This is a genomic window from Roseibium sp. QJM3NY_11, from assembly GCF_056173175.1.
This window is the reverse complement of the sequence record NZ_CM149660.1, coordinates 1,629,358-1,656,095: the sequence shown is the minus strand read 5'-3', so window position 1 is coordinate 1,656,095 and position 26,738 is coordinate 1,629,358. Positions and strand designations below refer to the sequence as shown.

At 64.3% G+C, this 26,738-nt stretch carries 26 protein-coding genes; 16 read left to right on the top strand and 10 right to left on the bottom strand.

The window, feature by feature from the left end; genetic code table 11:
• Window positions 1-18: 18 nt before the first annotated feature.
• The 10 genes from hutI (at window position 19) to AC0VX3_RS07500 (ending at window position 11,412) form a co-directional block, all read left to right on the top strand.
• On the top strand, window positions 19-1,230 hold the full coding sequence (gene hutI / locus AC0VX3_RS07545) for an imidazolonepropionase (protein ID WP_475524186.1): 1,212 nt from the start codon (window positions 19-21) through the stop codon (window positions 1,228-1,230).
• On the top strand, window positions 1,227-2,783 hold the full coding sequence (hutH, locus tag AC0VX3_RS07540) for a histidine ammonia-lyase (RefSeq protein ID WP_475524185.1): 1,557 nt from the start codon (window positions 1,227-1,229) through the stop codon (window positions 2,781-2,783). Before hutI ends, hutH begins: the two co-directional genes overlap by 4 nt.
• Window positions 2,770-3,597 carry an N-formylglutamate deformylase gene (gene hutG / locus AC0VX3_RS07535; protein WP_475524184.1) on the top strand — a complete coding sequence of 276 codons (828 nt, stop codon included), beginning with the start codon at window positions 2,770-2,772 and terminating at the stop codon, window positions 3,595-3,597. The genes hutH and hutG overlap by 14 nt, the downstream gene beginning before the upstream one ends.
• The gene (hutU, locus tag AC0VX3_RS07530) at window positions 3,590-5,263 is read left to right on the top strand and encodes a urocanate hydratase (protein ID WP_475524183.1); all 1,674 of its coding nucleotides are present in this window, start codon (window positions 3,590-3,592) and stop codon (window positions 5,261-5,263) included. The genes hutG and hutU overlap by 8 nt, the downstream gene beginning before the upstream one ends.
• A gap of 50 nt (window positions 5,264-5,313) precedes the next feature.
• Window positions 5,314-6,411 carry a TRAP transporter substrate-binding protein gene (locus AC0VX3_RS07525; protein WP_348151344.1) on the top strand — a complete coding sequence of 366 codons (1,098 nt, stop codon included), beginning with the start codon at window positions 5,314-5,316 and terminating at the stop codon, window positions 6,409-6,411.
• A 449-nt stretch (window positions 6,412-6,860) separates the two neighbouring features.
• Entirely contained in the window at window positions 6,861-7,364 is a 504-nt protein-coding gene (locus tag AC0VX3_RS07520; protein ID WP_475524182.1) for a TRAP transporter small permease subunit, read from the top strand.
• Window positions 7,361-8,911, top strand: a complete 1,551-nt coding sequence (locus AC0VX3_RS07515; protein ID WP_475524181.1) for a TRAP transporter large permease — start codon at window positions 7,361-7,363, stop codon at window positions 8,909-8,911. Before AC0VX3_RS07520 ends, AC0VX3_RS07515 begins: the two co-directional genes overlap by 4 nt.
• A gap of 137 nt (window positions 8,912-9,048) precedes the next feature.
• The gene (locus tag AC0VX3_RS07510) at window positions 9,049-9,756 is read left to right on the top strand and encodes an ABC transporter permease (RefSeq protein WP_342892770.1); all 708 of its coding nucleotides are present in this window, start codon (window positions 9,049-9,051) and stop codon (window positions 9,754-9,756) included.
• Window positions 9,749-10,579, top strand: a complete 831-nt coding sequence (locus AC0VX3_RS07505; RefSeq protein ID WP_475524180.1) for an ATP-binding cassette domain-containing protein — start codon at window positions 9,749-9,751, stop codon at window positions 10,577-10,579. The genes AC0VX3_RS07510 and AC0VX3_RS07505 overlap by 8 nt, the downstream gene beginning before the upstream one ends.
• Window positions 10,576-11,412, top strand: coding sequence for an ABC transporter substrate-binding protein (locus AC0VX3_RS07500; protein ID WP_475524179.1), 837 nt, complete (start codon window positions 10,576-10,578; stop codon window positions 11,410-11,412). Before AC0VX3_RS07505 ends, AC0VX3_RS07500 begins: the two co-directional genes overlap by 4 nt.
• Window positions 11,413-11,852: 440 nt before the next feature.
• On the opposite strand, the gene AC0VX3_RS07495 is transcribed toward AC0VX3_RS07500, so the two are convergent.
• The 9 genes from AC0VX3_RS07495 to AC0VX3_RS07455 form a co-directional block, all read right to left on the bottom strand.
• Window positions 11,853-11,981 carry a hypothetical protein gene (locus AC0VX3_RS07495; protein WP_475524178.1) on the bottom strand — a complete coding sequence of 43 codons (129 nt, stop codon included), beginning with the start codon at window positions 11,979-11,981 and terminating at the stop codon, window positions 11,853-11,855.
• On the bottom strand, window positions 11,978-13,378 hold the full coding sequence (locus AC0VX3_RS07490) for a c-type cytochrome (RefSeq protein ID WP_475524177.1): 1,401 nt from the start codon (window positions 13,376-13,378) through the stop codon (window positions 11,978-11,980). Before AC0VX3_RS07490 ends, AC0VX3_RS07495 begins: the two co-directional genes overlap by 4 nt.
• A gap of 12 nt (window positions 13,379-13,390) precedes the next feature.
• Complete coding sequence (locus tag AC0VX3_RS07485; protein ID WP_475524176.1) at window positions 13,391-14,578, bottom strand: formate dehydrogenase subunit gamma; 1,188 nt, start codon at window positions 14,576-14,578, stop codon at window positions 13,391-13,393.
• Window positions 14,579-14,737: 159 nt separating this feature from the next.
• Window positions 14,738-15,331 carry a formate dehydrogenase FDH3 subunit beta gene (gene fdh3B, locus AC0VX3_RS07480; RefSeq protein WP_148582751.1) on the bottom strand — a complete coding sequence of 198 codons (594 nt, stop codon included), beginning with the start codon at window positions 15,329-15,331 and terminating at the stop codon, window positions 14,738-14,740.
• A gap of 12 nt (window positions 15,332-15,343) precedes the next feature.
• Window positions 15,344-18,235 (bottom strand): formate dehydrogenase subunit alpha, encoded by a 2,892-nt coding sequence (locus AC0VX3_RS07475; protein WP_348152222.1) that lies wholly within the window; start codon window positions 18,233-18,235, stop codon window positions 15,344-15,346.
• A 111-nt stretch (window positions 18,236-18,346) separates the two neighbouring features.
• Window positions 18,347-18,547, bottom strand: coding sequence for a twin-arginine translocation pathway signal protein (locus AC0VX3_RS07470; protein ID WP_342892776.1), 201 nt, complete (start codon window positions 18,545-18,547; stop codon window positions 18,347-18,349).
• A 55-nt stretch (window positions 18,548-18,602) separates the two neighbouring features.
• Window positions 18,603-19,211: a TorD/DmsD family molecular chaperone gene (locus AC0VX3_RS07465; protein ID WP_348151366.1), complete on the bottom strand. Its 609-nt coding sequence runs from the start codon at window positions 19,209-19,211 to the stop codon at window positions 18,603-18,605.
• An 82-nt stretch (window positions 19,212-19,293) separates the two neighbouring features.
• Window positions 19,294-20,052, bottom strand: a complete 759-nt coding sequence (locus tag AC0VX3_RS07460; RefSeq protein ID WP_342892778.1) for a DUF3306 domain-containing protein — start codon at window positions 20,050-20,052, stop codon at window positions 19,294-19,296.
• A 37-nt stretch (window positions 20,053-20,089) separates the two neighbouring features.
• Window positions 20,090-20,635, bottom strand: a complete 546-nt coding sequence (locus tag AC0VX3_RS07455; RefSeq protein ID WP_342892779.1) for a DUF3305 domain-containing protein — start codon at window positions 20,633-20,635, stop codon at window positions 20,090-20,092.
• 227 nt (window positions 20,636-20,862) lie between these two features.
• Between AC0VX3_RS07455 and AC0VX3_RS07450 the strand changes: the two genes are divergently transcribed.
• Window positions 20,863-22,827 carry a 4Fe-4S binding protein gene (locus AC0VX3_RS07450; RefSeq protein ID WP_475524175.1) on the top strand — a complete coding sequence of 655 codons (1,965 nt, stop codon included), beginning with the start codon at window positions 20,863-20,865 and terminating at the stop codon, window positions 22,825-22,827.
• Between the two features lie 17 nt (window positions 22,828-22,844).
• Here AC0VX3_RS07450 and AC0VX3_RS07445 read toward each other — a convergent pair whose 3' ends face one another.
• Complete coding sequence (locus AC0VX3_RS07445) at window positions 22,845-23,621, bottom strand: hypothetical protein (protein ID WP_475524174.1); 777 nt, start codon at window positions 23,619-23,621, stop codon at window positions 22,845-22,847.
• 93 nt (window positions 23,622-23,714) lie between these two features.
• On the opposite strand from AC0VX3_RS07445, the gene AC0VX3_RS07440 reads away from it, so the two are divergent.
• From AC0VX3_RS07440 to AC0VX3_RS07420, 5 genes are read left to right on the top strand one after another with little or no spacing between them, the layout of a single operon-like run.
• The gene (locus AC0VX3_RS07440; RefSeq protein ID WP_475524173.1) at window positions 23,715-23,903 is read left to right on the top strand and encodes a DUF6494 family protein; all 189 of its coding nucleotides are present in this window, start codon (window positions 23,715-23,717) and stop codon (window positions 23,901-23,903) included.
• 7 nt (window positions 23,904-23,910) lie between these two features.
• On the top strand, window positions 23,911-25,002 hold the full coding sequence (locus AC0VX3_RS07435) for an Mrp/NBP35 family ATP-binding protein (protein WP_475524172.1): 1,092 nt from the start codon (window positions 23,911-23,913) through the stop codon (window positions 25,000-25,002).
• Entirely contained in the window at window positions 24,999-25,700 is a 702-nt protein-coding gene (locus tag AC0VX3_RS07430) for a biotin/lipoate--protein ligase family protein (protein WP_475524171.1), read from the top strand. The genes AC0VX3_RS07435 and AC0VX3_RS07430 overlap by 4 nt, the downstream gene beginning before the upstream one ends.
• A 4-nt stretch (window positions 25,701-25,704) precedes the next feature.
• Complete coding sequence (locus AC0VX3_RS07425) at window positions 25,705-26,181, top strand: DUF6505 family protein (RefSeq protein ID WP_348151386.1); 477 nt, start codon at window positions 25,705-25,707, stop codon at window positions 26,179-26,181.
• 32 nt (window positions 26,182-26,213) lie between these two features.
• Window positions 26,214-26,696, top strand: a complete 483-nt coding sequence (locus tag AC0VX3_RS07420) for a hypothetical protein (RefSeq protein WP_475524170.1) — start codon at window positions 26,214-26,216, stop codon at window positions 26,694-26,696.
• Window positions 26,697-26,738: the final 42 nt, after the last annotated feature.

The following is a 26,738-nucleotide window of genomic DNA, read 5'->3' as shown; positions in this document are numbered from 1 at the left end:
AATCTAATCAAGCCGGAGATGGCTGTGTCCCGACGCCTCCTCACCAACGCAAGACTGGCCACGCTGACCGCCAACGGAGCGGCCTATGGCCTGATTGACGATGGCGCGCTGGTGATCGACGGCGACCGGATCGCCTGGGCCGGCACGGCGAACGAACTGCCCGCGGGCTACGCCTCGCTCGCCTGCGAGGATCTGGGTGGCCGCCTCGTCACCCCCGGCCTGATCGATTGCCACACCCATGTTGTGTTTGGCGGCAACCGGGCCCGTGAATTCGAAATGCGCCTCGAGGGCGCCAGTTACGAAGAGGTCGCCCGCGCCGGCGGCGGCATCGTCTCCACGGTTAAGGTGACCCGCGCCGCGAGCGAGGACGAATTGCTCGCCTCCGCCCTTGCCCGCGTCGATGCCCTGATTGCCGAGGGCGTCACCACCATCGAGATCAAGTCCGGCTACGGCCTCGACCGGGACACCGAACTCCGGATGCTGCGCGTCGCCCGCAGGATCGGCCGGGAACGCCGCATACACGTGAAGACAACCTTCCTCGGCGCCCATGCGGTTCCCGCCGAGTACAAGGGCCGGTCCAGCGCCTATCTGGACGAGGTCTGCCTGCCGGCGCTGGAAGCCGCTCACGCGGAAGGCCTCGTCGATGCGGTCGACGGTTTCTGCGAGGGCATTGCATTTTCACGCGATGAGATCGCCCGGGTCTTCGACAAGGCCCGGGGCCTCGGCCTGCCGGTGAAGCTGCACGCAGAGCAGCTCTCCGATCTCGGCGGGACCGCCCTGGCCGCCTCCTTTGGCGCTCTCTCCGCGGACCATCTGGAATATCTGGACGAAGCGGGTGTGAAGGCGATGGCAAAAAGCGGTTCCGTCGCCGTTCTGCTGCCCGGCGCGTTCTACACCCTGCGCGAGACGCAATATCCGCCGCTGGAGCTTTTGCGCCAACATAAAGTCCCGGTCGCGCTGGCCACCGACTGCAATCCCGGCTCGTCGCCGCTCGCCTCCCTGCTGCTGACCATGAACATGGGCTGCACCCTGTTCCGCATGACGCCGGAAGAGGCGCTTGCCGGCGTCACCCGCGAAGCCGCCAGGGCACTCGGCCTTGGCGACCACGGCACGCTGGAAGCCGGAAAACGGGCGGATCTCGTCATCTGGAACGTCGACCATCCGGCGGAACTCTCCTACCGGATCGGGTTCAATTCCCTGGAAAAACGCATTTTCGGAGGCTCGGAATGAGCGCCCTCACCTTGAGCCCCGGCACCGCCACCCTGGCCGACCTGGAGCGGCTTTACCGGGAACAACTGCCCGTTCAGATCGACCGCGCCGCGAAAGACGCAATCGATCTCGCCGCCGAACGGGTGGCCGTTGCCGCCGGCGGCGATGAAGCGGTCTACGGCGTCAACACGGGCTTCGGCAAGCTCGCCAGCGTCAAGATCGAAGCCGGAGACACGGCCACGCTCCAGCGCAATCTGATCCTGTCCCATTGCTGCGGTGTCGGCGAGGCTCTCGATGCCACCACCACCCGCCTGATGATGGCGCTGAAACTGCTGTCACTCGGCCGCGGTGCCTCGGGTGTCCGCTTCGACGTGCTGAGGCTGATCGAGGACTGCCTTCTCAAAGGCGTCACACCGGTGATCCCGGCGCAGGGCTCGGTCGGCGCCTCCGGCGACCTGGCCCCGCTCGCCCATATGGCCGCCGTGCTGATCGGCGAAGGTGAGGCGGAAATCGCCGGTGTCCGCATGCCGGGTGGCACCGCGCTGGCCCAGGCGGGCCTGACCCCGGTCGTGCTGGGCCCCAAGGAAGGCCTTGGCCTTATCAACGGCACCCAGTTCTCCACCGCCTGCGCCCTCACCGCCCTGTTCGACGCGTGGCGGCTGGCGGAGGCGACTTTGGTCACCGCGAGCCTTTCCACCGACGCCATAATGGGCTCGACCGCGCCGCTGCTTGCCGAAATTCACGCGCTGCGCGGCCATCGCGGCCAGATCGAGGTCGCACGCGCCATGCGCGCGATCATGGACGGGTCGGAAATCCGCGAAAGCCACCGCGATGGCGACAGCCGTGTTCAGGACCCTTACTGCATCCGCTGTCAGCCGCAGGTGGCCGGCGCCTGTATCGATCTGCTGCGCATGGCCGGCCGCACCCTTGAGATCGAGGCCAACGCTGCCACCGACAATCCGCTGGTGCTGATCGATGCCGACCGGATCGTTTCAGGCGGCAATTTCCATGCAGAGCCAGTGGCCTTCGCCGCCGACCAGATCGCGCTCGCGGTGGCCGAACTCGGCGCCATCTCCCAGCGCCGCGTCGCGCTGATGGTCGACCCGACGCTGTCCTTCGACCTGCCGCCGTTTCTGGCCCGGAACCCGGGTCTGAATTCCGGCATGATGATCGCCGAGGTCACCACCGCCGCGCTGATGAGCGAGAACAAACATCTCGCCAATCCGTGTTCGACGGATTCCACCCCGACCAGCGCCAATCAGGAAGACCACGTTTCCATGGCCGCCCACGGCGCCCGCCGCCTCGCCCGGATGAACGCAAATCTCTCGCAGATCCTCGGGGTCGAACTGCTGTGTGCCGCCGAGGGCGTCGAGCATCGGGCCCCGCTGAAGACCAGCATCGCGTTGCAGAAAGCTCTCGCCAGACTGAGGACAGACGTGCCGCCACTGACCGAGGACCGCTACATGGCTCCCGATCTGGACACGGCGGCAGACCTGATCCGCACGCGCGTGCTGGTGGCGGCGGTCTCCGCGAACGACATGATCGCTCTGGGAGACGTCCATGCAACCGGTTGAAGTTTCAAGAGGGGACGGCCCGGTGGTTCTCGGCGTCCCGCACGCGGGCACTTTTGTTCCCGATGACATCAAGACCCGCCTCAATGAAACGGGCCGGAAGCTCGCCGACACCGACTGGCACGTCGACCGGCTCTACGCGGGCCTTCTGCCCGGCGCGACCATGGTGAAGGCCAACTTCCACCGTTATGTGATCGATGCCAACCGCGATCCGGAAGGCGTCTCGCTCTATCCCGGCCAGAACACCACGACCCTGTGCCCGACCACCGATTTCGACGGCCGCCCTCTCTATGAGGACGGACAGGAACCGGATCCCGCCAAGATCGACGCCCGCCGCGTTTCCTGGCATGCGCCTTATCACGCGGCGCTCGCCGCCGAGCTGGAGCGGGTGCGCGCCAAACACGGTATCGCCATCCTCTACGATTGCCACTCGATCCGGTCACAAGTGCCGTTCCTGTTCGAAGGCACCCTGCCCGACTTCAACACCGGCACCAACAACGGCGCCACCTGCGCACCGGAAATCGAGACTGCCGTCGTCGGCCGGACAGGTGCCGCGGAAGGTTACACGTCCGTCCTGAACGGCCGCTTCAAGGGCGGCTGGACCACCCGACACTACGGAAGGCCCGGCGAAGGTCTTCACGCCATCCAGATGGAGCTGGCGCAGAAGACCCACCTGGCATCGGAAGACGTGCCCTTCGCCTACGACCCGGCCAGCGCCGACCGGCTGCGCGTGCATCTGAAGAACATTCTGTGCGCACTGGAGAGCCTCGCGCCGTCTCTGGCAAACAAGACCATTCAGGGAGCGACCCATGACTGACCGCCGCCACAATGCGCGCGACGTGTTTCCACCCACCGGCACCGAGCTCAATACGAAGTCGTGGCTGACGGAAGCCCCCTTGCGCATGCTGATGAACAACCTGCATCCCGATGTCGCGGAAAACCCGCATGAGCTGGTGGTCTATGGCGGCATCGGCCGGGCGGCCCGGACCTGGGAGGATTTCGACCGCATCGTTGCCAGCCTGAAGAGCCTGGAAGACAACGAGACCCTGCTGGTCCAGTCCGGCAAGCCGGTCGGCGTGTTCCGCACCCACAAGGACGCCCCGCGCGTGCTGATCGCCAATTCCAATCTGGTACCCAATTGGGCCAACTGGGACCATTTTCACGAACTCGACAAGAAGGGCCTGGCCATGTACGGCCAGATGACCGCCGGTTCGTGGATCTATATCGGCACCCAGGGCATCGTTCAGGGCACCTATGAAACCTTCATGGAAGCCGGCCGACAGCATTACAACGGCAACCTGAAGGGCCGCTGGATACTGACCGGCGGTCTCGGCGGCATGGGCGGCGCCCAGCCTCTCGCCGCCGTGATGGCGGGCGCCTGCTGCCTCGCCGTCGAATGCGACGAAAAGAGCGCCGATTTCCGCCTGCGCACACGGTATGTCGACGAGAAGACCCATTCCCTCGACGAAGCGCTGGAGATGATCGGCCGCTGGACCAGGGCCGGCGAAGCCAAGTCCGTCGCCCTGATCGGCAACGCCGCCGATGTCTTCCCCGAACTGGTCAAACGCGGCGTGAAGCCGGACATCGTCACCGACCAGACCTCCGCCCACGATCCGCTCAACGGCTACCTGCCGCAGGGCTGGACCGTCGCCGAGTGGCGCGCGAGGGCCGAGACCGAGCCGAAAGCGGTCGAGAAGGCCGCCCGTGCCTCGATGAAGGTGCATGTGGCCGCCATGGTCGATTTCTGGAACGCCGGCGTGCCGACCCTCGACTACGGCAACAACATCCGCCAGATGGCGCTGGAAGAAGGCCTGGAAAATGCCTTCGCCTTTCCCGGCTTCGTGCCGGCCTATATCCGGCCGCTGTTCTGCCGCGGCATCGGCCCGTTCCGCTGGTGCGCGCTCTCCGGCGATCCGGAGGACATCTACAGGACCGATGCCAAGGTCAAGGAGCTGATCCCGGACGATCCGCATCTGCACACCTGGCTCGACATGGCGCGGGAGCGCATTTCCTTTCAAGGGTTGCCGGCGCGCATCTGCTGGGTCGGCCTCGGCCAGCGCCACCGGCTCGGCCTCGCCTTCAACGAGATGGTCCGCACCGGCGAATTGAAGGCCCCGGTCGTCATCGGCCGCGATCATCTGGACAGCGGCTCGGTCGCCTCGCCCAACCGCGAGACCGAAGCCATGCAGGACGGTTCCGACGCCGTGTCCGACTGGCCGCTGCTGAATGCCCTGCTGAACACCGCCTCCGGCGCGACCTGGGTGTCGCTGCATCATGGCGGCGGTGTCGGCATGGGCTTCTCCCAGCATTCCGGCATGGTGATCTGCTGTGATGGCACCGAAGACGCCGACCGGCGTATCGAACGGGTGCTTTGGAACGACCCGGCCACGGGCGTGATGCGTCACGCCGATGCCGGCTACGAGATCGCGCTTGACTGCGCGAAAGAACAGGGGCTCAACCTGCCGGGAATTCTGGGAAAATAAATCCACGGCGGGACGCTCCGGGCATAAACCTATGAACGAGGGGTAATACCATGAAAAGACGTGATTTTCTGAAAGCAGGCGCAACCGGCACGGCCGCTGTTGCCGCCTCCACGCTGGCGGCTCCGGCCATTGCCCAGGACGTGCGCCAGTGGCGCATGGTCACCGCCTGGCCGAAGAACCTGCCCGGCCCGGGCGTTGCCGCCCAGATGCTGGCAGACCGCATCACCGCGCTCTCCGGCGGCCGCATCGAGGTCAAGCTGTTCGCCGCCGGCGAGATCGTGCCGGGCAACGGCGTGTTCGACGCCGTCGGCCAGGGCACGGCCGAACTCTACCACGCGGTCCCGGCTTACTGGGGTTCCAAGTCCAAGGGCATCCTTCTGTTCGGCTCGCAGCCCTTCGGCCTGACGGCCCCCGAACAGGCCGGCTGGCTGATCCATGGCGGCGGCCAGGCGCTCTATGACGAGATCTACGGCCGCTTCAACCTGAAACCGTTCCTGTGCGGCAACTCCGGACCGCAATGGGCCGGCTGGTTCCGCAACGAGATCAACAGCGTCGACGATCTGAAGGGCCTGAAGTTCCGCTCCACCGGTCTGGCCTCCGAAATGTGCTCCAAGCTCGGCATGGCGGTTCAGGCCATGAGCGGCCCGGCCATGTTCCAGGCGCTGCAGTCCGGCGCCCTGGATGCGGGCGAGTTCATCGGCCCGTGGACGGACAGCGCGCTCGGCTACTACCAGATCGCCAAGAACTACTACTGGCCGGGTGTCGGCGAGCCGTCTTCGGCGGAAGAATGCGCCGTCAACCTGGAGGCCTACAACGACCTTCCCGACGACCTCAAGGAAGCCGTCCAGCGTGCCTGCGCCAGCCTCTACAACGATGTCCTGACCGAGTACAACACCCGGCACGCCCAGGCCCTGACCCAACTGGTCAACGATCATGGCGTGATGGTGCGCAAGCTCCCGGACGAGGTGATCCTGGCCATGGGCAACGCCGCCGGCGAAGTGATCGCGGATCTCAGAGCCAGCGACGATGAACTTGTCGTGCGCATCACCGAAAGCTTCCTGGCCTACCGCAAGCTGATGCGCGACTACATGCCCTACGCCGACAACGGCCAGATGAACGCCCGCGTCATGGATTACAGCTACGACTGACGGGCTGCGGTCTCACATCGGGGAAGCGACCAAATCTTCCCCGATGTGAAGTCACCTCATCACCACTGACCTCATCCTGAGGAGGACCGCCAGGTCCGTCTCGAAGGATCGGCACCTTGCTCGGGAACAAGCGGCCGCTCCTTCGGGACAGCGCTGGCGCGCTTCCTCGGGATGAGGTTGAGTGTGGGGCGATCCCTCTGAAATGACGGAAACAGTTGAGAGGTCCGGACAGACCGAAAGACCGCGAGGCTTCTGCACTTGTCATCCCCCCCACGGACGGGAACTCTGGTAACCACCGGTCTCGGAACGGGTATCCGAAAAGTCGCGGCGAACTGGATCCCGGATCTCCGCTACGCTCCGTCCAGGATGACAAACAAGGGCGGTCTTGATCCGAATTGCTCTCTCGCCGATCAGGATCGGGGCAACACAGACAAGCAGGACGAACTGCAATGGAAAAACTGGCGGGCGCGCTGGAGCGCGTCAATTCAGGCATCGGCAATTTGCTGTGCTGGGCGGCGCTCGCGATGCTGCTGTTGCAGTTCGCGATCGTGCTGCTGCGCTATGTCTTCGGCTACAGCTACATCTTCCTCGATGAAGGCGTGCTCTATTTCCACGCGGCGATCTTCATGCTCGGTGCCGGCTACACGTTCCTGGTCAATGCCCATGTCCGCGTCGACATCTTCTATGCCAGGGCCAGCGACCGCCTGCAGGCCCGGATCGACCTGTTCGGCCATCTGTTCCTGCTGACGCCGGCGCTGCTTCTGCTGATCTGGTTCTCCTGGCCCACGGTGCGCGGCAGCTGGGCGATCCTGGAAGGACCGATTTCCGTCGGCGGCATTCCCGCATCGTTCCTGCTGAAGAGCCTCATTCCGGCCTATTGCGTCCTGTTGCTGATCCAGGGCGCCGCCGCCTTCCTGCGCGACCTTGAAAAGCTGAAGAGGACCCGCGCATGAGCCTGCCCCTCGACCTGATCATGTTCGGCGCGCTGATCGTCTTCATCCTGCTCGGCTATCCGGTCGCCTTCACCATTGCCGGTGTCGCCACCGGCTTTGCCCTTCTCGGCTGGATGCTCGGCGACTTCAACATCCAGCTCATGGGTGCCATGGGCCAGCGCTTCTTTGGGGTTCTGACCAACCCGGTGCTGACGGCAATCCCCCTGTTCGTGCTGATGGGCATCATCCTGGAAAAGAGCCGCATCGCCGAGGACCTGCTGGAAACCATGGGGCGGTTGTTCGGCAAGATGAACGGCGGGCTCGGTGTGTCCGTCGTGCTGGTCGGTGCGCTGCTGGCCGCCTCGACCGGCATTGTCGGCGCGACCGTGGTCGCCATGGGGCTGATTGCGCTGCCGACCATGCTGCGCAACGGCTACGACCCGAAACTCGCCTCCGGACTGGTCTGCACCGCCGGCACGCTCGGCCAGATCATACCGCCCTCGACGCTTCTGATCATCCTTGCCGACGTCATGTCCAACGCCTTCCAGCAGGCGCAATACGCGCAAGGCAAGTTCACCATCGAGACCATCTCGGTGGGCCAGACCTTCGCCGCCGCCATGGTGCCGGGGCTGCTGCTGGTGGCGGTCTATTGCGTCTATATTCTCGTCCGCGCCCGCCTTTTCCCGGCCGACGCTCCAGCGATGAAGGAGCAGGTCAACCCACCTTCCGGCGCAGAGATCGCGGGTGCGATCGTCCCGCCGATCCTGCTGATCGTTGCCGTGCTCGGCTCGATCCTCGGCGGCATCGCTTCCCCCAACGAAGCCGCCTCCGTCGGCGCCATTGGAGCGATCCTGCTGGCAGGGCGCAGGCTCGGCGTCTCCACGAAGCTGATCGTGGCGGCAACCGCCGCCCTGCTCGTCCTGGCCGTTGCCGCCTCCCTGCTGCCGGTGCGCCTGCAGCGCTCGGACATCACGCCTGGCGGTTATCTGCTTGCGGCTGTCTACGCCGGCCTCGGCCTGTTCGCGATCGGCGTGGTCCTGCGCATCCTGGTGGCCGCATTCTCTGACGGCCTGCTCAAGGCGTCGCTGCTGTCGACGCTGACGGTCACCTCGATGATCTTCGCCACCATCCTGATGGCGAGTTTCTTCTCGCTGGTCTTTGTCGGTCTCGGCGGCGAGGACCGGGTCCACGCGATCCTCGGTGAAATGCCGGGCGGTGCCACGGGCGCGCTGATCTTCGCCATGCTGTTCGTGTTTCTGCTCGGCTTCTTTCTGGATTTTGTCGAGATCTCGGTGATCCTGCTGCCGGTCCTGATCCCGCCGCTGATCCTGATGGGCATCGACCCGGTCTGGCTGACGGTGCTGATCGCCATCAACCTGCAGACCTCGTTCCTGACCCCGCCCTTCGGCTTCTCGCTGTTCTACCTGCGCGGCGCCGCGCCGAAGGAAATCACCACGGGACAGATCTACCGCGGCGTGGTGCCCTTCATCGCACTTCAGATTGTTGCGGTCGCGATCCTGTGGCTGTTTCCGGTCATCGCAACGTGGCTGCCCCGCTGGCTGTATTAGAGCATCCCGTCTGTTCGAACCGGTTTTCGGCCACGCCTTTCGAAGGCGTGGTCTTTTTTTGCGCTTCCCCACGATTGCGAATTGGATTCTGGTGCATTTTACGTTATTTTTTCCCGTAAAAGGGAGAAGCAACAAGGATGGACAGTTTCTGGGGGGCTATTGGCGGAGCCTTCGGCCTGGTTTTCGCGCTTGATCCGGACCTGATGGAGATCATCGGACTGTCGATGCGCGTGACGCTGACCGCCGTCCTGTTCGCCTGCGTGATCGGCCTGCCATTGGGAGCCGCCGTCGGCACCTTCCGGTTTCCCGGACGCTCCGTTGTTGCCGTCAGTCTCAATGCGCTGATGGGCCTGCCTCCTGTGGTGGTCGGCCTGCTGGTCTATCTGCTGCTGTCAGCCTCGGGCCCGCTCGCCCCCCTGCGCCTGCTCTATACGCCGACCGCCATGATCATCGCCCAGATGGTCCTGGTAACACCGATCGTGGCGGCGCTTACACGGCAGGTGATAGAAGATCTGAACCTTGAATATTCCGAACAGTTCGCGTCCATGGGTGTTGGCCCCATCGACCGCATGGGCGCGATGCTATGGGATGCCCGCTACAGTCTGTTGACGGTCGCACTGGCCGGATTCGGGCGGGCGGTCGCGGAAGTCGGCGCGGTCATCATCGTCGGCGGAAACATCAATCACGTCACCCGCGTGATGACCACCACGATTGCGCTGGAAACCTCCAAGGGCAATCTCCAGCTGGCGCTGGCGCTTGGCGTCATTCTGCTGATGATCGCCTTTGCCGTGAATGCCGGCGTGATGGCGTTGCGCGCGTCCGCCGTGAGGGCCGCCTATGCGTGAGTTTGCGTTCACTCCGGCGCCCGGTCTGCCGTCCTTCGACAGGAACGCGGCGCGAGGCCCTCTTCTCGAAGTCCGTGACCTGACCTACTCCGCCGGTGGCGAACAGCTCCTGAAAGCCGTGAACCTGACCATCCGCCCGGGCTCCCGCACCCTGCTCATGGGTCCGAACGGCGCCGGAAAGAGCCTGCTTCTGCGCCTGATGCACGGCCTGCTGCAGCCCGATGACGGCGCCATCCTGTGGCAGGGCGCCCGGTTGTCTCCCGCGGCACGAAGCGCCCAGGCCATGGTCTTTCAAAGGCCTGTGCTGCTGCGCCGCTCCGTCCTGGCCAACCTCAGGTTCGCGCTGTCCGTACGCGGCCTGCGCGGCCGGGAGCGCAACGACAGGATCGCCTCGGCCCTTGAGGCCGCCGGCCTTGCCCATCTGGCCGGACGGCCCGCCCGGGTTCTGTCCGGCGGCGAACAGCAGCGGCTGTCCCTGGTGCGCGCCCTGGCCTGCGAACCCGACCTTCTCTTTCTGGACGAGCCCACCGCCAATCTCGACCCGGCCTCGACCGCGGCGATCGAAAAGCTCGTTCTGGAAGCCAACCGGCAGGGTGTCACCATCGTTCTGGTGACCCATGACGCCGGACAGGCGAAACGGCTCGGACAACATGTGGTCTTCCTGCAGGACGGCGAAGTTGCCGAGGCCGGGCCGGTCGGAGAAGTCCTCAACGCACCGCGCAGCGAACCCGTCCGCGCCTGGCGGGAAGGCCGTATCTATCTTGGCCCCAACACAAGATCCATGAACAGAAACACTGACGACTTTCCTGGGAGATCACAATGATCAAAAGAGTATTCCTGGCGCTTGCCGCCACACTGATTGCCGGCGCGCTCGCCGGCCCGGCCGCGTTCGCGGACGACAGGTTCATCGTCGTCCAGTCGACGACCTCGACCCAGAATTCCGGCCTGTTCGACGACCTGCTGCCGAAATTCCAGGACAAGACCGGCATTGAGGTCAGGGTCGTTGCCGTCGGCACCGGCCAGGCCATCAAGAATGCCGCCAATGGCGACGGCGACGTCCTGTTCGTGCATTCCAAGCCGTCGGAGGAAAAATTCGTTGCCGACGGCCTCGGGGTGTCCCGCGCGGACGTGATGTACAACGACTTCGTCATTGTCGGCCCGGCAGACGATCCCGCAGGCGTTGCCGGCTCCCGCGACGTGGTCTCTGCGATGCAGGCAATTGCAGGCTCCGGAGCCCCCTTCGCCTCGCGCGGCGACGACAGCGGCACCCACAAGGCCGAGCTGCGCCTGTGGGCAGCGGCGGGCGTCGATCCGGACGCGGCCTCCGGCGGCTGGTACCGCGAAACCGGGTCCGGCATGGGTGCGACCCTCAACACCGGCACGGGCATGGGCGCCTATGTCATGACCGATCGCGCCACCTGGATCGCCTTCGGCAACAAGGGCGACTACCAGATCGCGGTGGAAGGCGATGCCAGAATGTTCAACCAGTATGGTGTCATCCTGGTGAACCCGGACGCCCATCCGCATGTAAAGGCGGACATGGGTCAGGAATTCGTCGACTGGCTGCTGTCAAAGGACGGCCAGCAGGCGATCGCAGACTACAAGGTCGATGGCCAGCAGTTGTTCTTCCCCAATGCCAACAAGGGCTCGAGCTGAGCCGGCAGACCGCATCGCCCGCGGCTCCTGTCGGTCCGGCCCCGGGGACGTTGGTCCCCGTGTCCGGAGGCCCCGGCGCGCGCTGCGCCTGGGCGTGAGTGTCTGTCTCATCCAGCGTTGTGATGGGCCAGGCTTCCCGGAGTTCTGTTGGGACATGAGAGGCCATGCTGCTTGCGCCTGTCTCCCCCTTGCGGGGGAGATGTCCGCGAAGCGGACAGAGGGGGGGCAGCGCTGCCGTAAAGTGCTGAAACCCTGAGTGCGCCGAGAGGGGGGATACCCCCCTCTGTCTCCTGGCGGAGACATCTCCCCCGCAAGGGGGGAGAGAGACAACAAGCCGTCTTGCCGACGTTTCGACGGTGGTCCCGCTCACCCGCAGACGCGTGGGACAAGTCCTCCACTGACGGGATAGATTCAGGGACTGCCCACCCTGAACACCGCCCTCACTTCCCCAGTCTTACCGAGGAGCTGCTGGTCTGGTCGGCGCTGGAAAAGCCCATGTGCTTCAGCGCCTGGTTGGAACCTATGGCAATCACGATGATGGCTGCAAAGGCCAGAAGCATCGCTTTCATTGAGTCTCTCCTTTGGTCGCCTCTGTGGCGCTTGCCGTTTTCAGGTAGTCGATCAGATCGTCCCGGTCCCTCTGCGCGACGATCCGCTGCATCGGCATTTTGGAGCCCGGGATGTAATGGTCCGGCCCATCCAGGAACAGCCGGTCGATGGTCTCCGCCGACCAGACGATATCAGATCCCAGCAGGGTTTCGGAATAGGGATAAGCCGGCAGCGTGCCGGCGCGGCGGCCGAACACGTTGTGAAGCGTCGGGCCGGCCTTGCGACCGCCGTCCGCGCTCAGGGCATGGCAGATCGAGCATTTGCGCGCGAATTGCCGTTCCCCGTTGGACATGTCCTCGGGTCTTTTGAGAAACTGCGGTGTGTCGGTCGTCATCGGGTCGAAGCCTGCAAGATCCGTCAGGGGCCAGGAATAGACAATGTTCTCGATGCCGCCTGCATGCAGCACGGCGCCGTCCCTGGAAAAGGCCAGCGCCCAGATCGGCCCCTTCAGAGCGGCCCGGAAGTCCGTCTCGATCGACCAGGTCTGCGTGTTCAGCACGGTGATGTAGCCATGACCGTCGCCGGTCGCCAGCCGGGTGCCGTCCGGGCTGACGGCAAGGGCCAGGATCGGGCGGCGTTCGAACGCGAATTCGTGCAGGCGTGTGCCGGTTTCAATATCGACGATCCGGGTCACCCCGTCCTGGGACCCGTAGGCCAGCCAGGTTTCCGGGTCGCCCCGGCCTTCGCCGGCCCCGCCGCCGACGGTCAGGACGTTGATGCCGAACCCGTTGCGGTCGAGAATACGCAAGGCGGCTTTTTTCTCGAGATCCCAGAGCCTGACCGATCCGTCGACGGAGCCCGAATAGAGCCGCTTGCCGTCCCTTGAAAAGGCGGCCGCATTGACCCCAGCCGTGTGCCCGCTCAGGAACTCCGGCGCTCCGCCGTTCACGGGCCACAGCCCCAGCCGCGCGTCCCAGCTCGCGCTGGCGATCAGGTCCCGGCCCGGCGACACCGCAAGCCCCGCCACCTTGGCGGTATGTCCCTTGAGGCGCACTGCAGCACCGCCCGGCAGATCCCACAGGAGCAGATCATTGTCGTCCCCCGCCGACACGATCCGGTTTTCGTCCACGAACCGGACCACCTTGACCGCCGCCGCATGGCCTTCCAGCCAGCGCGGGCTGCGGCCGGTCCACAGACCGACCGAATTGTCGAAACTGGCCGTCGCCACCGCACCGCTGTCCAATGATACGTCGATGTCCATGACCGGTCCGCCATGACCCTTGAGGGTCTGGAAATCGGCGGCACCGGCCGGTGCCGAAAAACCGGTCATCACGGCCGTCAAGACGGCGACCAACCACCGGTTGGCGGCCCCGGTACCAGACTGGACATACTGGCCCGGTCTTGTTGAAAGGGACATCACCGGCGGATCCTATTCCGCCGGAACCGCGTCTTTGGTGTCCGCCTGCCGTTCGGCGGCCTCGGCAGCCTCGACCTCTTCGACCCACAGGCCATGGTGCTCCCTGGCCCATTGCAGCTCGACCTCGCCGGAATTCATGGCATCGAAAGCACCTTCCATGCCGACCGAGCCGATATAGATATGCGCCAGGATCATCGCCATCATCAGGAAGGCGACGATGGCATGCCAGAGCTGGGCGTATTGCATCTCTTCATGCGGGGCCATGGCGGTCGGCAGCGGCCCGAATCCGAACAGTTGCGGCAGTCCGAGCGCGTTCATTTTCTCGAAGGTCGCCGCGAACATCGGCATTTCGAACGGGAACAGCAACGACAGGCCGGACACGGACACCGAGACGCCGAGCACGAGTACGCCCCAGAAGATCATCTTCTGGCCGAAGTTGAATTTTCGGGCCGGCGGATGCACGCCCTTCTTCAGAAGACCGCCGCCGACGGCGATCCACTTCAGGTCCGTCCTGTTCGGAATGTTGTGCGCCACCCACATGACGAACACCATGATCAGGCCCAGCATGAACGCCCAGGCGACGTTGTTGTGGATCCACTTGGAGAAATGCGCCATCGGCGCGAAGGCGTCCCTGCCGATCAGCGGAATGATCGCGAAGCGGCCGAACAGGGTCAGCAGGCCGGTCAGGGCAAGAAGTACGAAGGACCCGGCCAGAAGCCAGTGACCGAACCGCTCGACCGCCTTGAAACGGGTGATCGTCCGGCCTGTTTTTTCACCGTCGATCCGGATGCGTCCGCGCAGGAGATAAAACAGCAGCAGCACCACCACAGTCGCGGCCAGAAGCCAGGCGCCGTAGGTCGCCAGCGGTCCCTTGCGCCAGGCCAGCCAGCGCATGCCACCATCCTGCATCAGGACGGTGGCCTCCTCGCCACCGGACGACACGGTGATATCGGCGGAACCGTAGCGCAGCGCACGCCACAGATCCGGATCTGAGGCGCCGCCCAGCGTGCCGAGCTGGGACGACATCGCGGCGGCCGAATTCGGGTCGCCCGTGTTGCCGCTTCGGAACGTGGAATCGACCTTCTCGCCCTTCTGGCGCTTCAGGATATCCTCAAGCGTCTGGGCACCACCTGTCGCGGATCTGTCCGGTGCCGGGTCCTGAGCAAAGCCCTGAGTCAGGAACGCAAGAAGAACAATCATTGCCAACGCCAAGCGTGTCATCGCCGAAACCTCTTTTGAATGTCGCCGGAGTCGCACGGGGCGGCATTTCTGCCGCCCCGTGCGCGCATGTATTACGATTGATCGAAGCCCCGTGCGTGCGGCCCGCTTGAATGGGCCGCTGCGCCAGCGCTCTTTTGATCAACCGCCCTTCTGACCATAGGCGGTGCCCCAGCCCCAGGCGCCCGAGCCGAAGCCGCGGGCCACCACGCGCTCGCGGTAGATGGCCGACACCACGTCGCCATCGCCTGCCAGCAGGGCCTTGGTGGAACACATTTCCGCGCACAGCGGCAGCTTGCCTTCGGCAATACGGTTGCGGCCGTATTTGGCAAACTCGGCGGTGGAGTTGTTCTCCTCCGGGCCACCTGCACAGAAGGTGCACTTGTCCATCTTGCCGCGCGATCCGAAATTGCCCGCCTGCGGGAATTGCGGTGCGCCGAAAGGACAGGCGTAGAAGCAGTAGCCGCAGCCGATGCACAGGTCCTTGGAATGCAGGACCACGCCTTCTTCCGACTGGTAGAAACAGTCGACCGGACACACCGCCATGCAGGGCGCGTCCGAGCAGTGCATGCAGGCGACCGAGATCGACCGTTCGCCGGGTTTGCCATCGTTGATGGTCACCACCCGGCGGCGGTTGATGCCCCACGGCACCTCGTGTTCGTTCTTGCAGGCCGTGACGCAGGCATTGCACTCAATGCAGCGTTCGGCGTCACAAAGGAACTTTGACCTTGCCATTGTATATCCTCCTTACGCTGCCGAGATCTTGCAGAGAGTGGCTTTGGTCTCCTGCATCTGGGTCACCGAATCGTAGCCGTAGGTCTGCGCCGTGTTGGTGCTTTCCCCCAGGACATACGGATCGGCGCCCTTGGGGTATTTCGACCGTTGATCCTCGCCCTGGTAATGGCCGCCGAAGTGGAACGGCATGAAGGCAACGCCCTCGCCGACACGTTCGGTCACCATGGCCATGACCTTGACCTTGCCGCCTTCCGGACCTTCGACCCAGACCTGAGCACCGTCACGCACCCCGAGATTGTTGGCATCCCTGGGATTAATCTCGACGAACATGTCCTGCTGAAGTTCCGCAAGCCACGGGTTCGACCGGGTTTCGTCACCACCGCCTTCATATTCGACCAGGCGCCCGGACGTCAGGATGATCGGATAGTCCTTCGAGAAGTCCTGCTTCTGGATCGAGGCATAAAGCGTCGGCAGACGGTAGAACTTCCGGTCCTCGTAGGTTGGATAATCCGCCACCAGGTCCCGCCGGTTGGTGTAGAGCGGCTCGCGGTGCAGCGGCACCGGATCCGGGAAGGTCCACACGACCGCACGGGCCTTGGCATTGCCGAAGGGCGCGCAGCCATGCTTGATGGCCACCCGCTGGATTCCGCCGGACAGGTCGGTCTTCCAGTTGGTCTTGGGTCCCGCAACCGCTTCGATGGCAGCGCGTTCCTCGTCCGTCAGGTCACCGTCCCATCCCAGATCCATCAGCATCTGCATGGTGAATTCGGGATAGCCGTCCTGAATTTCCGCGCCGGGATTGGAAACCCCTTCCGCGAGCAGGTTGTCGCCGTCCCGCTCCACGCCGAAACGGGCGCGGAAGCACAGGCCGCCTTCGGCCACCGGCAGGGACATGTCGTAGAGGTTGGGCGTTCCCGGATGTTTCATCTCCGGAGTGCCCCAGCACGGCCACGGCATGCCGTAGTACTCGCCGTCGTTCGGGCCGCCGACCGCCTGAAGCGTCGTCCGGTCGAACGTGTGCTGGTTGGTCATGTGCGACTTGATCCGCTCCGGAGACTGGCCCGTATAGCCGATGGTCCAGAGGCCGCGATTGAACTCGCGGGTGATGTCCTCGACATTCGGAGTTTCCGGATCTTCCATCTCGATGTTGCGGAAGAGACGGTCGCCAAAGCCGAACTTATTCGCGAACTTGGCGATGATCACATGATCCGGCAGGCTCTCGAACAGGGGCTCCACCACCTTGTCGCGCCACTGCAGCGAGCGGTTCGACGCGGTCACGGACCCACGGGTCTCGAACTGGGTACATGCCGGCAGCAGGTAGACACCGTCGGTGCGGTCATTGAGAACGGCGGAAACCGTCGGATACGGGTCGATGACGACCAGCGTGTCCAGTTTTTCCATTGCCGTCTTCATTTCCGTCATGCGGGTCTGGGAGTTCGGGGCATGGCCCCAGAGCACCATGGCCCGCACCTTGTCCGGGTTGTCGGTGTTGGCCGGATCTTCCAGCACACCGTCAATCCAGCGGCTGACCGGGATACCGGTCAGGTTCATGAGGTTCTTGTCCTTGCCGTCCGCACCCTTGACGGTCTGGAACTGGCCTTTCAGCCAGTCGAAATCCTCTTCCCAGACGCGCGACCAGTGGCCCCAGGCACCGGCCGAAAGACCGTAGTAGCCCGGCAGCGTATGACTGAGGACACCGAGATCCGTCGCGCCCTGAACGTTGTCGTGGCCGCGGAAGATGTTGGTGCCGCCGCCGGCGGTGCCCATGTTGCCCAGCGCCAGCTGCAGGATGCAGTAGGCGCGGGTGTTGTTGTTGCCGTTGGTGTGCTGGGTACCGCCCATGCACCAGATCACAGTGCCCGGCCGGTTGTTGGCAAGCTGCCGCGCGACGCGCTTGAGCTGGCTGGCCGGCGTTCCGGTAACCCGCTCGACCTCGTCGGGCGTCCACTTGGCGACTTCCTCGCGGATCTGGTCCATGCCCCACACGCGGGTGCGGATGAACTCCTTGTCCTCCCAGCCGTTCTCGAAGATGTGCCACAGGATGCCCCAGACCAGGGCAACGTCCGAACCCGGACGGAAGCGCACATATTCGTCGGCATGGGCCGCCGTGCGGGTGAAGCGCGGATCGCAGACGATCAGTGGCGCGTTGTTCTGTTCCTTGGCGCGCAGCACATGCAGCAGAGAAACCGGATGGGCCTCCGCAGGATTGCCGCCGATGATGAAGATCGCCTTGGAATTATGGATGTCGTTGTAGCTGTTGGTCATGGCGCCGTAGCCCCATGTGTTGGCTACGCCGGCAACCGTCGTGGAGTGGCAGATGCGGGCCTGGTGGTCGACGTTGTTCGTCCCCCAGTAAGCCGCAAACTTGCGGAACAGGTAGGCCTGTTCGTTGCTGTGCTTGGCGGAGCCTAGCCAGTAGACGCTGTCCGGTCCGCTCTCTTCGCGGATCGTCATCATCTGGTCGCCGATCTCGTTGATCGCCTGGTCCCAGCTGATGCGCTTCCACTCGCCGCCTTCCTTTTTCATCGGATATTTAAGGCGGCGCTCGCCATGGGCGTGCTCGCGCACCGAAGCGCCCTTGGCGCAATGGGCCCCGAGGTTGAATGGGCTGTCCCATCCCGGCTCCTGGCCGACCCAGACCCCGTTGGAGACTTCCGCGATCACGGTGCAGCCGACGGAACAGTGGGTACAGACGGATTTCACCAGGTCGACGGCGTTTCCGGCCGCCTGGGCCTGGGCCCTGGTCACGGACCCGCCTGTCGCGGTGATGGCGGCCAGGCCGCCTGCGGCGAGGCCGGAACCCTTGAGGAAGGTCCGGCGGTCTACCGATTTGTGTGCAGCGTCTCTAAGGATACTTGCACCCTGGGGGCGTCGCGCAACCCCATTGGTCTTTTTCCTAAGCATCATTCCCTACCTTGCTGGTATCGAAATCGATACGGCTGGGTTGGATTTGTTCAGTGAACCGGCCAGCGGGCGTCACGCAACCATAGGCCGGGGGCTGTTTCAGGGTCCGGTCTAGAACCGGGCGCTGTCGAAATAGGCGCGGGTATGCGCCGTGTCCTGCATCTTGTCCGAAGACAGGTCAGGGGCAGCAGCTTCAGCGGTTCCGCCGGCGGCTGTTGCGGCCACGGCGACAGGCGCCGAAAGGGCGGCCAGCTTCAGGAAGTCCCGGCGGCCAGTGCCTTTGTCAGGCTCCGCCTGTTCGGGTCGTTTCATGGATGCATCCTCCTCTCAATGTGGCGGTCCTGCCGCCAGAACGTCTGACGTCAAACTATGCGGGCAGCATGGCGAAGGCCTCGGCCTCGATCTCCATGAAGTGCCGCCCGAGCGTACCGACCGCTCCGTAGAAAACGGAACTCTTGCTGGCTTCCAGATCCGTGAAGAAGTGAATCGCCCAGGGGTCGACATGAGCCTCGAAAAAGTCCCTTTGCCCGGACACCGGTGTCACCGAGCCGAAGCGGCCGGTGATCATGCCGCCCATCATCTCCATCAGTGACGCGATGTTGTCTTCGGGCTCGCGCTTGCCTTCCGCGCGGCCAATGCCGCGGCGGGCCATGTCGGCCCGCAGGTTCGCAAGCGGTTTTTCGTTGAGAAATCCCGTGAGGTAATGGCTGGCGTAGGGCAGCAGTTCGCCGCGGCCGAGTCCGATGAAGAGCCCGTTGAATTCCCGCTCCGCCGTCTCGGGTGCGGTCACCGTCGCAATTTTCGCCAGGACATTCAGCGCATTGCCGAGAGGCGTGTCGTCGCCCTTGAGCTGAGCGACCTGTTCGAGAAGCGTGCGGTCTGCCGGCCCCGCGAGAAGCACACCCAGAAAGTCATAGAAATCCGCCCGGGCACGATCTTCCGGATCGATCACATATTCCTTGACCACTGCGGTCATCCGCGAATTTCCTCTCTCACGTACGGTCCAGGTCGCCCGACCTGCCTGCCGTCTGCGCTTCGATTATTCTTGACTTTTAGCCTCAAGAATAGTCAAACCTCATACGACGCCTTGCATTTCGAGGTTCTTCCTGCATTTCTTCTGGTGAAGAACCTTGCACGACATCTGGACGCACGCCTTCGGGATCAGATTGAACGACCTCGACACCTTGCGTCAATTGAAAAGATGTTTTTCCATTTTGACAATAATCATTGTGCAATGCGTCATTTTCTTCGCCGTGCAACTCGACATCCCTCTCCGCAGAGACCACACCTTCGCGGGGAAGAGCGCCCTCTTCATCGACTTCGCCAGAGTCGGCGTCCCGGCCGGAAGACGAAGGCGCGGAGCGGGACGCCATCTGCGCCTCGAATGCCCTCTTCTTTTCCTCCGCTTCTGCAGCCGCGGCGACCTTGTCGAACATGCCCTTGCCGACCTGATAGACCGTTTGCATGTTGGGAATGACGGTCGCCGCATCCGTGAAGTCGTCGGCGTAATCGACCAGCCCGTCCAGATTGGCAAGAACCGGATTGAGCGTCCAGAGCCTGCGCAGTGCCCGCCGGCGCAGCGCCTCCGGCACCGCCGTCCTCATGAATCCGGAAAAGTCGTCCTGTGCGCTGAGCGTGTCCGGGTCGGGCAGACCGAGTTCCTCGAGGATTTCCGGTTCCGGTTTCTGTTCCAGCTCCGCGTGCTGTTCCGCCAGCACCCGCTCGGCCTTTTCGGCCTGCTCGGCTTCCTCGGCGGCGCGAACGGCGGTCTTCCGTCTCGTCCAGAAATCCGGTCCGCCGCCATTGCTCCCGCTCATTGCCCATTGCTCCCGCTCATTGCCCATGCACTTCCGCTCATTGCAACGTGTCCTTCAACTTGCGTCCGGGTGCCCGGTAGACATCGCTCAACTGGCGGATCCGCGGATCGCCGACGCCGTCCTCCTCCAGATCGATCCTGGTCTTGTCGCGCTTGCGCTTGATGAAGATCTCGTCCTCATGGTGCAGTTCGACGAAGTCGCGCACCCAGGCGATCAGGCCCGGTGGCATCGGGATCTTCTCGACCTGCACTTCACTGGAATCCGCGTAATCCTGGCCTTCGTAGGCCGATGCGGTGACCAGCATGACCTCAAGCGGCATTTCACGCTCGACTTCGTCCGCCGGCCGCATCACGACATAGACGGAGGGCACCTTGTCGGACAGGGCCGTCAGATAGGCCTCGGTATCCGCCCGGTGCAGTTCCAGCCCCACCGTCGCGGCGTGATACTCGACCGCCTCGCCTTCCTCGCGCAGCATGACCCAATTCGCGGGCCCGGCCCCGGGCAGAACCGACACTGGCCGCCAGGACCATTTCTGCCATTTCGTGACGCCGGGCAACCGCCTGACAACAACACCGACAGGCATTGACCGCGTGCGTTCCTTGTTCACAGGCGCATTCCTCTCCCTGCCGGCTAAACCGGCTTTTCAACACGTTACACCAATGCTGTCGCACAACGCATAAATTTCAAGCCCGGCTGAAGTCGCGCTTGACGGGCCGGACGAGACACCTTTGTTATGGGGACCGGATTGTGTGATACGCCGAATTCGAATCGGGGCGCACTGTCCGGTGCGGGGGAGAGGACGCGCGAGCCATGCCAGACACAAAGCTGCTGCTTTGCGACTGCCTGAAAAGTCAGTCGCTGAACGTGGAAGCCATTGAGAAAACAACCGGAATTCCTTGCTCCAAGGTCTACACGGAGCTGTGCCGGAAGGAAGCGGCGAGCGCTGCGGAAGCACTCGAAGCCGGCCCCGTGGTGATTGCGTGCCAGCAGGAACGGGACGCCTTTCAGGAACTCGCGGAAGAGCTCGGCGTCGCCGACCCCATCTTTGTCAACGTCCGCGACCGCGCGGGATGGACGGCTGATTCGGTCTCCACCGCCCCCAAGATGGCGGCCCTGATCGCCGACGCCCTTTTGCCGGAACCCGGCGCCCGGGTTGTCGACGTGATCTCGGCCGGCACCTGTCTCATTCTCGGTGATCCGGAAACCGCCCTCGACGCGGCAGCGATGCTTTGCGACAGCCTGAGCGTGACCGTCCTGATGGCGCCCGATGCCGAGCCGCCCGTATCGGACGACAGGCGATATGACGTGGTCCGCGGCCGGATCAGGTCCGCCACCGGCGCCCTTGGCAGGTTCAAACTGTCCTTCGACGCCCTGCAGGAGCGTCTTCCCGGCGGCCGGGGCGCATTCGCCTGGACCGAGCCGCGCAATGGCGCAAGGACCGACTGCGACATCCTTCTGGATCTGCGCCGCGAACCGGCGCTGCTTCCAGCCGCCGACAAGCGTGAGGGTTATCTGCGCGCCGACCCCGGCAACAGCCAGGCCCGGACCCGGGTCATTCTTCAAGCCTCGCAGATGGTCGGCACGTTCGAAAAACCGATCCACATCCGGCTGGACGAACAGCTCTGTGCCCATTCGCGGGCGCGCAAGACCGGCTGCACCCGCTGCCTCGACCTGTGCCCCACGGGCGCGATCACGCCTGCGGGCGATCATGTTGCCGTCGACACGATGGTCTGCGCCGGCTGCGGCAGTTGCTCGGCGGCCTGCCCGTCCGGCGCCATTTCCTATGACGCACCGCCGGTATCGCACACATTCAATCGTCTGCAGACACTGGCAGCGACGTGGCGCAAGCTCAGCGAAACACCGCCGCGCCTTCTGGTGCACGGGCCGGGCCACGGCGCGGAGATGATCCGGCTCGGCGCGCGCTTCGGCCGCGGCCTGCCCGCCAACGTCATCCCGATGGAAATGACCGGGCTGGCCGGCTTCGGCCATGCCGAGGCGCTCGGGGCTCTGGGCTGCGGGTTTGCCTCGGTGACGATACTCGTCTCGCCGGAAACGGAACAGGACGGCCTGCCGTTCCAGGCAGAACTGACCAATGCCATTTCCGGCGGCACCCGGATCGAACTCATCGAACCGTCCGACCCGGACCAGCTCGAGGAGGCCCTTTACGCAAAGGCTCCGTCGGCGCCTTTGGAACAGCCGATCCTGCCCCTCGGCTCGCGCCGTCAGATCGCGCGGCTCGCCGCGAAGGCGCTCGCTCCGGACGCGGCCGTCATCAACCTGCCCGCCGGCGCGCCCTATGGGTCCGTGTCCCTGGACAAGGACGCCTGCACCCTGTGCCTGTCCTGCGTGTCGCTCTGCCCTTCCGGCGCGCTGAAGGAGAACCCGGACAGTCCGCAACTGCGGTTCCAGGAAGATGCCTGCCTGCAATGCGGCATCTGCACGACGATCTGCCCGGAAAACGCGCTCTCGCTGGATCCGCGCCTCAATCTGGGCGACGACGCCTTGCGGCCCCGTGTACTCAAGGAAGAAGAACCGTTTCACTGCGTCGAATGCGCCAAGCCCTTCGGCGTGCGCTCAACGGTCGAGCGGCTGACGGAAAAGCTTGCCGGCCGGCATTCCATGTTCCAGGATAACAAGGCCGTCCGCCTGATCCAGATGTGCGACGACTGCCGGGTGAATGCGGTCTATCATTCCGAAAACAATCCCTTCGCCGGAGGCGAACGTCCGCGCGTGCGCACCACGGACGACTACATCAGCAAGCGGCGCGACCATTGAACCGGACATTCAAGCGATCACTGGTACTGGATGGGGGCACCGAGATCCGCCGGCGGGATCCTGGAAACATACGCCAGAATGGCCTCGAGCTCTTCCAGTGTCAGCTCCAGCGGTACCATGGGCGGCGGCCGGGTGATGTCGAACGGTTCGGTGACACCGTCGATCATGGTGAAGGACGGATGCGGGTTGAGCGCGAAAAACGCCTCGAAGCGGTATTGCCAGTCGGAAAAGGCGCGCATGACGGCAAAGGAAGGCGAGGAGCCGATGGTCGACATCCGCGTAGCCTCGTTGACCATGTGGCAGCGCCCGCAATGCAGCACCGACAGCTTTTCGCCTTCGACCGCGTCACCGGACAGAACCACGGCCTCCGGCGCCTGCTGCCGGGCGGCCGCCGCGCTGAAAAGCGCCTTGCCGCCGGGCCGGTAAGCGGAGATCGTGTTGCGGCCGACCTTGCCGGTGATCCAGTCCTCGAACCGCGCCAGATGGGCATTGTCCGCGTCCAGGATCTCGAACGTCCATGTCTGGTCGAGGCCGGAAAAGACCGCACGGCCGGTGCCACCCGCAACAAACCGCGCATCGGCCGCCGCGTCCTCCCCGACCAGTTCTATCCGGACCTGGGTTTTCAGCGAGAATCGTGGCAACAGATGTTTCATGAACCCGCTCGCGACCAGGGTTTGCGGCGCGCTCAGGCGGAACGACTTGCCCGCGGCCCCGGCAGGCGCCAGCCCGAAGGCAGCCGCAATCAGGCCCGGCACCAGGCTCAGCAGGCAGATAACAACCAGACGGCAGCCCACGCGCTCCTCCCTCACGTTGCTGGCATATGCCGCGAGGGTAGGTGCCGAAGGCCCCAAACGTCAATGCACCGGCAATTGCCACAGGAGGATAAGATGAGCGATGATTTCAACATGTCCATGCGCAAGTTCCTGAAACAGGTGGGTGTCACCTCGCAGCAGGCCATCGAGAACGCGGTGCGCGAGGCTGCACCGACAGACGGCAGGACCTTCGAGGTCAAAGCCGTCGTCACCATCGAGGAACTCGGGCTGGAACATGTCGTGACCGGCAAGATCGAAGGGTAGGCAGGACGTGTCGCTGACGCGCGAGAGTGTACTGGAAACACTGAAATCCGTCGTCGATCCGGCGACCGACGAATCCGTCGTGGCATCCGGCATGATGCGGGCGCTGCAGGTGAATGACGGCGCCATCCGTTTCGTGCTGGAGATCGACGGTGCCCGCGCAACCGAAATGGAGGCGCTGGCCGCGGAGGCCGAGGAAAGGCTGAAGGCGCTGGAGGGCTGCGACAGCGTTCAGGTGGTCCTGACCGCCCATGCCGAGCAGCCGGCGCCGCAGGCAAAGCCCGCCGAGCCGCAACCCATCAAGCCCCGACCCGCCCCGCCCGGCACCTCCGGCCCGCAAAAGGTGCCCGGGATTGACCGGGTCCTGGCCATTGCCTCGGGCAAGGGCGGCGTCGGCAAGTCGACGGTGGCCGCCAATCTCGCCTGCGCGCTTGCCGCCGAGGGCCGCAAGGTCGGTCTGCTGGACGCGGATGTCTACGGCCCCTCCCAGCCGAAGATGCTCGGTGTCAGCGGCCGCCCGACCTCCCCGGACGGGCAGATGATCCTGCCGCTGCGCAATCACGGCGTCACCGTCATTTCCATCGGCCTGATGACCTCCGGCGACGAGGCCGTGGTCTGGCGCGGGCCGATGCTGATGGGCGCGCTGCAACAGATGATGGCCCAGGTGCAATGGGGCAAGCTGGATGTGCTCATCGTCGATCTGCCGCCCGGCACCGGCGACGTGCAGATGACGCTCGGCCAGAAGTTTATCGTCGACGGGGCGATCATCGTCTCCACGCCCCAGGACGTGGCGCTGCTGGACGCGCGCAAGGGCATCAGCATGTTCCAGCAGATGCAGGTGCCGATCATCGGCATGATCGAGAACATGTCGACCCATGTCTGCTCCAACTGCGGCCACGAGGAACATGTGTTCGGCCATGGCGGCGTGGCAGAGGAAGCGGAAAAACTGGGTGTCCCCCTGCTGGCGGAGGTGCCGCTGCATCTGAACATCCGTCTTTCGGGCGACAGCGGCACGCCGATCGCGATCCAGTCCCCCGACGCGCCGGAGGCCAGTGTCTTCCGCCAGATTGCCCGGGACCTGGTGGCGGGAGGCAACGCATGAGCGCGCTCCAGTTCCCGCCGCTGTTCACGGGAGAACCGCTGAAAGGCCCGGCCGACCCGTTCGACCGGGCTATTGCCCTCGCCATCTCGGGCACCGACGCGGGCACTGTCGTCTATAATCTGTCCGGTCCGCAACTGAAGGCCAGCGTCATCTTCGCCCCCGAAAAACCTCTGGAAGAGGCCATGGCCGCCCTGCCCGTCTGCGGCCTTGGTCTTCAGGCGGCGCTCGGGGCGCTCGCCCCGCCGGAAGTCGCCGTCCATCTGGATTGGGACGGCGGCATCAGGGTCAACGGCGCGGCCTGCGGCAGATTGCGCGCGAAGGCTTCCACCGCGATACCGCAAGTGGAACCGGACTGGCTGGTCATCGGGCTCGAACTGGACATGGAGAGCTCGAAGGACAATCCCGGCGCCGATCCGGACCGGACCTTCCTGTCGGAGGAAGGCTGCGCGGACATCTCGGCGGGGCAGCTTCTGGAAGCCTGGGTGCGACACAGCCTTTACTGGATCAACCGCTGGCTCGACGAGGGACCGAGGCCCGTCCACGACACCTGGCGCGCGCTGGCGCGTGACATGGGCGAACCGATCGGGATCGACGGCACCAGGGGCACCTTTGTCGGTGTCGACGAGAACTTCGGCATGCTGCTGAGACAGAACGACAACACCACCTTGATCCCGCTCTCGACCCGCCTGGAGGCATGATCGCATGAAACTCGCCCGCGCCATTCACCTGGACGACAGCGACCGCAATGTTTTCTTTTCACCAGCCCGCACCGGCGAATGGTGCCTCTCCGGCGGCTTCGAGTTCTCCGACTGGACCGACGCCGATCTGACCGGCAAGGCCCGGCAGGCCTTCGCCAACGGCTGGCTGGGTCTGGAAACCTTCGGCCGGGTGACCTTCGTGGCCGTGACGCCGATCGAGCAGGCGGAATTTTCAAGCCTGGCCGGCGCTCTGGCGCAGCATTTCGTCGACATCTACGGCGCCCCCTCTGTCGAGGCCGCACGGAGTGTGGCCGAGGAAGAACTGCGCTACATGGCCGAGCTTTGCGAAGAGCATCCGGAGAACACTTTGATCGCGGTTCAGCGGGATCTGAGCGAGGATGGCGTCAGGGAGAGTTTCAGGACAATCGCGGCACCGGAAGCCGAACTGGACATGGTCGCCGTGCATGGGGATATGGATTAGGCTGTCGGCAAGTGATTCCGGGAACGCGCGAAATGGTGAGACGGCTGCTCATATCATGGTTTTTGGGCCTGCTGTCCGCGGGCATGGTCTTCCTGCCGATGAGGCAGTTCCTGGCAACCTCCCCTGAATATTTCACGCTTTCCAGGCTGGTCGATGAGCCCGGCGTCTTTCTCGAAGTAATTGTCGGTTCGCTGATGCTGGCTTTCACCGTCGGACTTGTGATCAGCCTGCCCCTGTTGCTGATCGCGGCCGGCATCGCCTTTGTTTTCAATGGCTGGATCACGCGCTTCCCGTTGGTCTTCGCTGGTCTCGCCCCGCTCGTCGCCGCCGTCATCGTGGCCATGACCGACACTTTCCTGGGTGACAACCTGTGGGCAAGAACCCATCCTTTCTGGGAAAAATTCCAGGTGATCTTCTTGTCCTGGGACACCTGGATCTTCACCCTGCCGGTCGCTGTCGCGGCATCTTACTATTGCATCAGGGCTTCCCGCAGCCCCCTGACAGCCGAAAAATGAACGTGAATTCCGCCGACTTCCGTGCTGAAACCGATGTCGCCG